Source organism: Agrobacterium sp. A3-95, from assembly GCF_053521785.1.
Window position 1 is genome coordinate 1 of sequence record NZ_JBNWDR010000022.1, and the last position, 7665, is coordinate 7665.

A 7665-nucleotide genomic window follows, 5' to 3' on the forward strand; every position below is an offset into this window, starting at 1 on the left:
CCCCCCCCCCCCCCGCCCCCCCCGCCGGGGGCGGGGGGGGGCAGGGGGCAGGGGGCAGGTTGATCTCATGCAAGACCGTCACCGCAACCCCGACGACCTACACCAAGCGACAATGTCCACTTGAGCAGGGCAGGGACGTGGACAACCGGCATTCCTGATGCATTTACATCCGAGCCCGTAAGCTGCTGCAACAGACGGATTGGACTATGCTGTAACAGAATGTGCACTTCAGTGTGAAGATAACCTCTGCTGCTCGATCCCTCGACCCAAGGCCACCAACAGCGCGCGTGGGGGCGGAAACTATGAAATCTGACCGCCGAGGTAAAATGGACATGAACACGGGGAGGGGGCGAGGGGCGAACAGGCTGCGACCACCATATTCTTCTAGGCCACTAACCTGATTCCGTAATTCGTTTAGCCTCCCGCCCAATGGCCGCCAAGTTCGATTGCCCAAACCCTGAACCAAACAAGGACTGGTGAACTGCCGTGGCGATCGGACGGCGAGCCATAGGGCGCCGCTGAGCGGTGCAGGGGGAGCCCGACAAAGGCTACTTTAAAACTGTTCGGCTACCCGCTGAAGAATTTTCCGGGACTTCATATTGAGCGTTGTCAGATGAACCAGCAGATCGATGTCGCCAACCAATGGAACCTCTACCGATATCGTGGCATTGCCAGCAACTTTGTTCAGCAATTGGCTCAACTCCAATATGCCATCACCCGGCGCCAACCGTCCTGCCCGGGCCTCGGTCATTATGTGTTCTGGACGCTTGGGTGCCGGCCCCACTACGTCACAGAGTTGCACGTGCCGTACGATATCAGTTTTGATCTCGTCAATGTTTCCGCCATTTCGAAAAAAGTGAATGGCGTCGACCAAGACACCTGCATTGTCTTGGCCGGACGCCGTGACCAGCGCACCAGCCTTGCTGTAGGTGTTGATGGTGCGCCAACCCATGTTCTCAACGTCGACAGCCAGCCCATATCGTGCGGCAAGCTGGCAGAACTCCGTCAAATTGCCGATTAGCCGTTGAAAGTCGCCATCGTCGCCGCATGCGGACAGGCGCTTGGCTCCAATATCGGCGGCGGCGGCAACGATGTGTTCGACGAGGGCAGCGTTAAAATCCGGGCCGATAATGAAAAACTCGATATCAAAAACGTTGATGCCTTCGCTGTCGAGTAGAGTTCGAAACTCCATTGCATCCCTGCTGCCCTGCGGCAACTCGTAATAGGGTGCCCCAGGGAAAGCGGGATGCAGCCGAAGTCCTACGGAATTGAAGCCTGCAACTGCAGCATGCCTGACGAACTGCTGGGGCGGCAGTTGGATCGCAGAGAAATGGGCGATGCCGACGAGCGGCTCTTTCACCGCATCGGTCATCGCACAACTCCGGTACGAGCCAAATGATCAAGCAGGTTAGCGCCGGTGCGATGGATGTGCTGACGAAGCTTGTCAGTCGCGTAATCGCTGTCTCTCGCCACAGCGCCCTGAGCGATTTCACTATGCTCCTGGCTGACATTTCGATCGCCTGAAGTCTGGGTCAGGAATTTTCTGCGATATCGATCATTTAGATTGAGTAGGGTCCTGCAGAAATGCAGGAGAAGCGGCTTTCCGCAGCCCGAAATAAGGGTGAGATGGAAGTCGCGATGCGCCATCTCCCAATATTCGAGAGTTTCCGGCTTGTTCGCATCGCGGTCGGCACGGTTGAGCTTGTGAAGCGCGCGCATGACATTGCTTTCCCACTCCGCGTCACCGAGCCTAATCGACTCTTTCAACGCGAAAACCTCCAACTCCTCGCGAAGACTCGTGATCTCTTCCAGATTTGCCAGTGATACTGGCGCGACCCGATAGCCGCGATTGTCTTCAAACTCTACCAGCCCGTCGGAAATCAAGCGCGCAAGGCCTTCGCGCAAGGGGCTGAGGCTCACATTGAATGACTGTCGCGCCTTGTCGAGATTGATCTTGCTGCCAGCCTCCAGCCCTCCGGAAATAATTGCTTCGCGCAGCCGGAATGCCAGTTGGCTTCCAATCGTATTCTTGCCGTCATCGGCAAAGTCACCATTTCCAGCTTGCTCGCTGGGTGCGTCGGGTGAGGCACTCTGTCGCTTCATAAAACCTCCCACGCGAATGTCGCGCTTGGTTGATGGGCGATATTATAAACGATTATTATTGTCAACGAATTTGGAGTTTTCCACCATAGTTTGACAGCACAATTCAGCATGTCGAGAGGAAAAAGTTTCGATATCAGCTATTTATCTCATAATTTTGAAATTTCACAGAATCCTGACGCTGGGGGCGTTGATGAGCGCTTGACAGATAATCGATTATTTACGTATCACTCGAGCGTTGGGAGGTAACGATGGTGATTAAATCTGAAAGAGACTTAACGCCCGCCGTGATTGCGGCCATGGGCCAGACCTCTGATCCAAGGATGCGGGACATCCTGATGGCACTGGTGAAACATCTCCATGCTTTCGTTCGCGAAGTGCGGCTGACCGAGGTGGAATTCCGGGAAGCGACTGCTATTCTCAACGAGATCGGCCAAATGCAAACCGACAGTCATAACGAATTTGTCGTCATGTCCGGCTCACTTGGCGTTTCGTCCCTTGTCTGCCTGCTCAATAACGGTGACAAGGGGCAAACAGAGACTTCACAGTCGCTTCTTGGACCATTTTGGCGCCTGAATTCTCCGAGAGTTGAAAACGGCGGCACGATCATCCGGTCCTACACGCCTGGTACCCCGCTTTTCGTCCATGCTCGTGTAATCGATCGCGAAGGCAATCCGATATCAGGTGCCGAAGTCGACGTCTGGCACGCATCCCCTGTCGGTCTTTATGAGAACCAGGATCCGGATCAGGCGGAAATGAACTTGCGCGGCAAATTCACGACGGACGGGGAGGGACGTTTCTGGTTCCAGACAGTCAAGATGGTTGGTTATCCCATCCCCGTCGATGGAGTCGTCGGACGCATGCTCAAGGCTCAGGGCCGTCATCCTTATCGACCAGCACATTTGCACGCGCTGATCTTCAAGCGGGGCTACAAGACGCTGATTTCGCAGGTTTTCGATCCGAGCGATCCGAATATCGAATCCGACGTTCAGTTTGGCGTGACTGCGGCACTCACCGGCGATTTCATTCGCCACGACGAACTGCATCCAACCAATCGAGACATTCAGGCGCCGTGGTTCTCGCTCGACTACACTTATGTCATGGAAGCAGGCGAGGCTCTCTTGCCGCGCCCGCCAATAAAATAACGTTATTTGGAGCCGGATAATGATTACCGAGGAACAACGCCAGTCAGCAGCCAGGGACATCCTGGAGGCCGAAACCACGCGGACTCCCATTGTCCAACCCAGCAAAACTTATCCCGAGCTCGAAATTGAGGATGCGTATCGCATTCAGGCGCTTTGGGCCGAGTTGCGTGTGTCGCGCGGTGCGCGGATTGTCGGCCACAAAATAGGTCTGACGTCTCGCGCCATGCAAATGGCATCCAAGATGACCGAGCCGGATTATGGGGTGATCCTGGATGATGCGCTCTACAATGATGGCGCGCAAATTAATGCGGATTTGTTCATCAAGCCGCGCCTGGAAGTCGAGTTGGCGTTCGTAATGGGTGAAGACCTGGAAGGAGCGGGCACCCGTATCTATGACGTCATGCGCGCGACGGAGTTCATTCTGCCTGCGCTCGAGATCATCGATTACAGAACCGAAGTTCCGCGTGCGATTACCGACACAATCGCCGACAATGCAGCCTTCGGAGCAATCGTCGTGGGTGGGCGGGTGATCCGCCCGTTTGATATCGACATACGCTGGGTCGGAGCAACTCTGTCGAAAAACGGCATTATCGAAGAGTCGGGGGTTTCAGCCGCGATCATGGGTCATCCGGCCGCCGGCGTTGCCTGGCTGGTCAACAAACTTCATGCCGTCGGCGGCGGCTTGAAAAAAGGTCAGATCGTCCTTGCGGGCTCATTTACGAGACCGGTTGACATCATAAAGGGCGATGTCATTCAGGCTGATTATGGGCCAGTTGGCTCGATCGGCGTCTCTTTTACGTGAGGTAGAGATGGATCTTCCAGTCAATAAATTTAAAGCAAAACTGCAGGCCGGGCAAAGCCAGATAGGACTCTGGTGCGGGCTTCCAGGGAGCTACGCTGCCGAAATCGTGGCGCCAGCCGGGTTCAATTGGCTGTTGTTTGATACCGAACATTCCCCCAGCGACGTGCTGACCGTGCTGCCACAATTGCAGGCGATCGCCGCTTACGATGTCGCGCCGGTGGTGCGCCCAGCTGTCAACGATCCTGTGCTGATCAAGCGATTCCTAGATATTGGTGTACAATCTCTTCTAATCCCCTTTGTTCAAAATGCAGACGAAGCGAAAGCCGCGGTGGAAGCAACCCGCTATCCACCGAAAGGAATTCGAGGCGTTTCGGCCCTCACGCGTGCCACACGTTTCGGCAGGGTAAAGAATTATGCCCAGCAGGCCGAGGGGGAGATTTGTGTTCTCGTTCAAGTCGAAACGCGGGAGGCTATTGCTCATATCGAGGACATGGCATCGGTCGAAGGGGTGGACGGGATATTTATCGGCCCGGCGGATCTCGCAGCCAGTTTCGGCTATCCGGGACAACCAGGCCACCCGGAAGTGGTCGAGGCGATTGAAAATACGATCGCATTACTCAAACGGCTCGGAAAGCCGACAGGAATACTCACGCCTGACGAGAAGTTCGCGGCACGTTGCATAGAGTTGGGAACGCTGTTCACTGCCGTCGGTGTCGATGTCGCATTGCTGGCGCGCGGATCAGAAGCACTGGCGGCCAGGTTTTCGAAACAGTTGTAGACATGCGAGCTTCAGGGCACTTCGTCACCGAACTTGCGCCTATGGGCTTGAACCGATTGGCATGTGAGAGCGATGCGGCCATCCGATCCAAACGCGTGCCAACTCGCATTCGAGGCCGAGAGCGGTCCGACCGTATCGGTGTCAACAGTCTTTCCATCCAGCCTGATAGCCAGGATGCACCGGCGCGCGGCGGCGTATCACTCCTGATTGAGGAGCCCTGCATCACGTTAGCAGCCGGCACAAAGGAGGCGAGGCTGCGTCAAAAAGACCATGCCTGTCGATCTTGTAATTAAGTTATTAAAGGAGCATTTCGGGTGTGTCCTATGCAAAAGCATAGACAATTCCAAGCAACAGACTGGAAGTACTCGAAATGGCTGACCTGGAATGGGTAGACTTTTTCCCAATAGTTTTCTTGCCGTTCAAAATTATCGTACTGGGCATTGGCATGTACTACGCCATCAAGTGGCATCACGATCAGGCTAAGAAAGATAACGAGGCCAAAGGAAACTGAGCGCCGACAGGTGTCAACTTGCTTCAATCTACATTGGTTTGGAAGCAGAATGGACCTTCTTCAAACCCGCCTCGACGAAACGTAGGGGGCGATTTGCGTAGCAGGAGATCGAGCATAGACCTTGCCCCACGCACCTAGCCCAATAGATTATCCGCAAGCCCTTATCCATGCATTTATTTGACCAGCCCCGCCCGTAACAAGGTGGGGCTGAACTAATTTCTCTCGACCGGGCATCTCTGACGGTAAAGTCGAGGCACAGTTTGAGAAACGTAGCGGGTAAGCGCGGCTTAAAGCAGTGGCACGCGAGTCGTGAAGCTTACTTGCTCAGCGTTTGCGCGATAAGATCGAGACGCCATCTTCGCACTTATTGAATCGGATAATCGGTCAGCTGCCATCATGGCCGACGAACGGATCGTTTTTGCAGCTTTTCGCTTGAGCGCCAGTTAACAAAATATGTTTAGGGCAAGTGGTTAGCCGTCGATCGCTGCCTCTTGAATGGAGAGCTGCAGATTGTGGTGCTGAGCGATAGACGTGCTTGCAATAGCTCATTTATGGCAATAATTATGAGTTATAGAGGGGGATTCTATAACTCATGGAATGGAACTGGCAAAACACTGATTGGCCAAACTTCAGGTGCGACACCGCAAGCCTGGTACCACTGGAGCAGAAATTCCTGCAATCAGCCGGAGAGGTTATCGGTGCTGTCCGGCATTTCAACGAGGACGACAGCAACCAACTTCGCATTGAGTTGCTGAGCGACGAAGCGGTCAAGACCTCAGAGATTGAGGGGGAATTTCTGGACCGCGTGAGTGTCCAGTCGTCACTCCGCCGACAGTTCGGGCTAAACACTGATGATAGACAGATCCGCCCCCAAGAGCGGGGGATCGCCGAGATGATGGCAGATGTCTATCGAAGTTGGCATGGACCGCTGCGTCATGAGGGACTGTTCCACTGGCATTCAATGCTGATGGCGGGAAACCAATATATTGAAACGGTTGGGGCTTACCGCACGCATGAAGACGCCATGCAGATCGTGTCAGGTCGATTGGACAAGCCCACCATCCACTTCGAGGCTTCCCCGTCGCGCCGGGTTGCCGCTGAGATGGAGACCTTCATCACATGGTTCAATCAATCAGGGCCAGATGGCCAATGCTCGCTTCAAGCTTTGACGCGTGCCGCAGTAGGCCATCTTTACTTTGAAAGCATACATCCGTTTGAGGATGGCAACGGGCGAATTGGACGCGCGCTCGCCGAGAAATCCCTAGCGCAAAACATAGGGCAGCCAAGCCTCATTTCACTCGCCTTCACAATCGAGAAACACCGGAAGGCCTATTACTCAGAGCTTGAGCGGCACCAGCGCACGCTCGATATTACCGACTGGGTCATTTTCTTTTCAGAAACTATCCTGGATGCTCAACGGGCGACGCTTGAGCGTATAGATTTCTTCATTCAGAAAGCAAAGTTCTATGATCGTTTTCGGGGCCAGCTAAACGATCGGCAGGAAAAAGTAGTCGCGCGCATCTTCAAGGAAGGCACGGCAGGCTTCAAGGGGGGGCTAAGTGCCGAAAACTACATTTCGATCACAGACACCTCCCGCGCTACAGCAACACGCGACCTTCAGCAGCTCGTGGAGATTGGCGCACTGACGCGTACGGGTGAACGTAGGCATACCCGGTACTCGCTGTCATTGCAGAAATAAATTGCCGCTAGTCCAGTGAACTCAACCAAAGTCATTATCTAGGTAACCGATTGTTCGATTCCGCTCTCATCAGGTTTTTCGGAAGGACGCCGGCCGGTAATATCCTTCTCACCGGAGATGCGCGGGGCGATCACATTCTCAACGGCCTCGAACAGAGCGGTGCTGTCGCGAAAGGTGCCGCCCACCACCTTCGCCTTCTCAAGGTATAGCACCACGGCAGCGATAGAAACGTCACGAAAAACTACTTCGAACGCCTGCCTGCTGACATCTATCTGCTCTCGGCGAACGGCAAACATGGGAAGCCGGACCAGGAGGTCCTGGCGGTGATCGTTGATGTCGCAAAGGTTGATCAACGCGAACCGCTCATAGTGGTCACTAACGAGGCGCCTTCGCTCGAATGGCTACGCCAGAATCGCTCTCCTTCGCAATTCGGTTATGAATTGGTCGTTCGAAAGCCAGCCAACCACGCTGTCGTGATCGATCTATTGCAGGTAACGTAGCCTGACGTGCCGCCTTAGAAATGGTCAGGGGTGGAGTGCACCCCATTTCACCGGACAAGTCGGCTAGATTGATTTAGCCCTGATGAACTGCCGAGGGGAAGCCATCTTGAGCGCGGAATGGGGATGGATT

General features: G+C 54.5%; 8 protein-coding genes. 5 read left to right on the forward strand and 3 right to left on the reverse strand.

Annotated elements, in window-relative coordinates; all coding sequences use genetic code 11:
• Window positions 1–553 precede the first annotated feature (553 nt).
• Both ACQZ5Y_RS28160 and ACQZ5Y_RS28165 read right to left on the reverse strand, forming a co-directional pair.
• A complete protein-coding gene (locus ACQZ5Y_RS28160; RefSeq protein ID WP_174051789.1) occupies window positions 554–1372 on the reverse strand; it encodes a sugar phosphate isomerase/epimerase family protein in 819 nt (272 codons plus the stop codon).
• Window positions 1369–2103 carry a GntR family transcriptional regulator gene (locus tag ACQZ5Y_RS28165; RefSeq protein ID WP_019567163.1) on the reverse strand — a complete coding sequence of 245 codons (735 nt, stop codon included), beginning with the start codon at window positions 2101–2103 and terminating at the stop codon, window positions 1369–1371. Before ACQZ5Y_RS28165 ends, ACQZ5Y_RS28160 begins: the two co-directional genes overlap by 4 nt.
• Window positions 2104–2351: 248 nt before the next feature.
• On the opposite strand from ACQZ5Y_RS28165, the gene ACQZ5Y_RS28170 reads away from it, so the two are divergent.
• The 5 genes from ACQZ5Y_RS28170 (at window position 2352) to ACQZ5Y_RS28190 (ending at window position 7035) form a co-directional block, all read left to right on the forward strand.
• Complete coding sequence (locus ACQZ5Y_RS28170; protein ID WP_174027654.1) at window positions 2352–3245, forward strand: intradiol ring-cleavage dioxygenase; 894 nt, start codon at window positions 2352–2354, stop codon at window positions 3243–3245.
• Window positions 3246–3264: 19 nt separating this feature from the next.
• Entirely contained in the window at window positions 3265–4047 is a 783-nt protein-coding gene (hpaH, locus tag ACQZ5Y_RS28175) for a 2-oxo-hept-4-ene-1,7-dioate hydratase (protein ID WP_174060253.1), read from the forward strand.
• A 7-nt stretch (window positions 4048–4054) separates the two neighbouring features.
• Window positions 4055–4825, forward strand: coding sequence for a 4-hydroxy-2-oxoheptanedioate aldolase (gene hpaI / locus ACQZ5Y_RS28180; RefSeq protein ID WP_174051786.1), 771 nt, complete (start codon window positions 4055–4057; stop codon window positions 4823–4825).
• 370 nt (window positions 4826–5195) lie between these two features.
• Window positions 5196–5336, forward strand: coding sequence for a hypothetical protein (locus ACQZ5Y_RS28185; RefSeq protein ID WP_003518781.1), 141 nt, complete (start codon window positions 5196–5198; stop codon window positions 5334–5336).
• A gap of 592 nt (window positions 5337–5928) precedes the next feature.
• A complete protein-coding gene (locus ACQZ5Y_RS28190) occupies window positions 5929–7035 on the forward strand; it encodes a Fic family protein (protein WP_111800518.1) in 1107 nt (368 codons plus the stop codon).
• 38 nt (window positions 7036–7073) lie between these two features.
• Here the strand turns inward: ACQZ5Y_RS28190 and ACQZ5Y_RS28195 are convergent, their stop codons facing one another.
• On the reverse strand, window positions 7074–7388 hold the full coding sequence (locus ACQZ5Y_RS28195) for a hypothetical protein (protein ID WP_174051767.1): 315 nt from the start codon (window positions 7386–7388) through the stop codon (window positions 7074–7076).
• Window positions 7389–7665 lie beyond the last annotated feature (277 nt).

Excerpts from the sequence above, each read along its gene's own strand:
- ACQZ5Y_RS28160 (WP_174051789.1), bottom strand. The coding sequence starts at position 1,372 with ATGACCGATGCGGTGAAAGAGCCGCTCGTCGGCATCGCCCATTTCTCT.
- ACQZ5Y_RS28165 (WP_019567163.1), bottom strand. The coding sequence starts at position 2,103 with ATGAAGCGACAGAGTGCCTCACCCGACGCACCCAGCGAGCAAGCTGGA.
- ACQZ5Y_RS28170 (WP_174027654.1), top strand. The coding sequence starts at position 2,352 with ATGGTGATTAAATCTGAAAGAGACTTAACGCCCGCCGTGATTGCGGCC.
- hpaH (WP_174060253.1), top strand. The coding sequence starts at position 3,265 with ATGATTACCGAGGAACAACGCCAGTCAGCAGCCAGGGACATCCTGGAG.
- hpaI (WP_174051786.1), top strand. The coding sequence starts at position 4,055 with ATGGATCTTCCAGTCAATAAATTTAAAGCAAAACTGCAGGCCGGGCAA.
- ACQZ5Y_RS28185 (WP_003518781.1), top strand. The coding sequence starts at position 5,196 with ATGGCTGACCTGGAATGGGTAGACTTTTTCCCAATAGTTTTCTTGCCG.
- ACQZ5Y_RS28190 (WP_111800518.1), top strand. The coding sequence starts at position 5,929 with ATGGAATGGAACTGGCAAAACACTGATTGGCCAAACTTCAGGTGCGAC.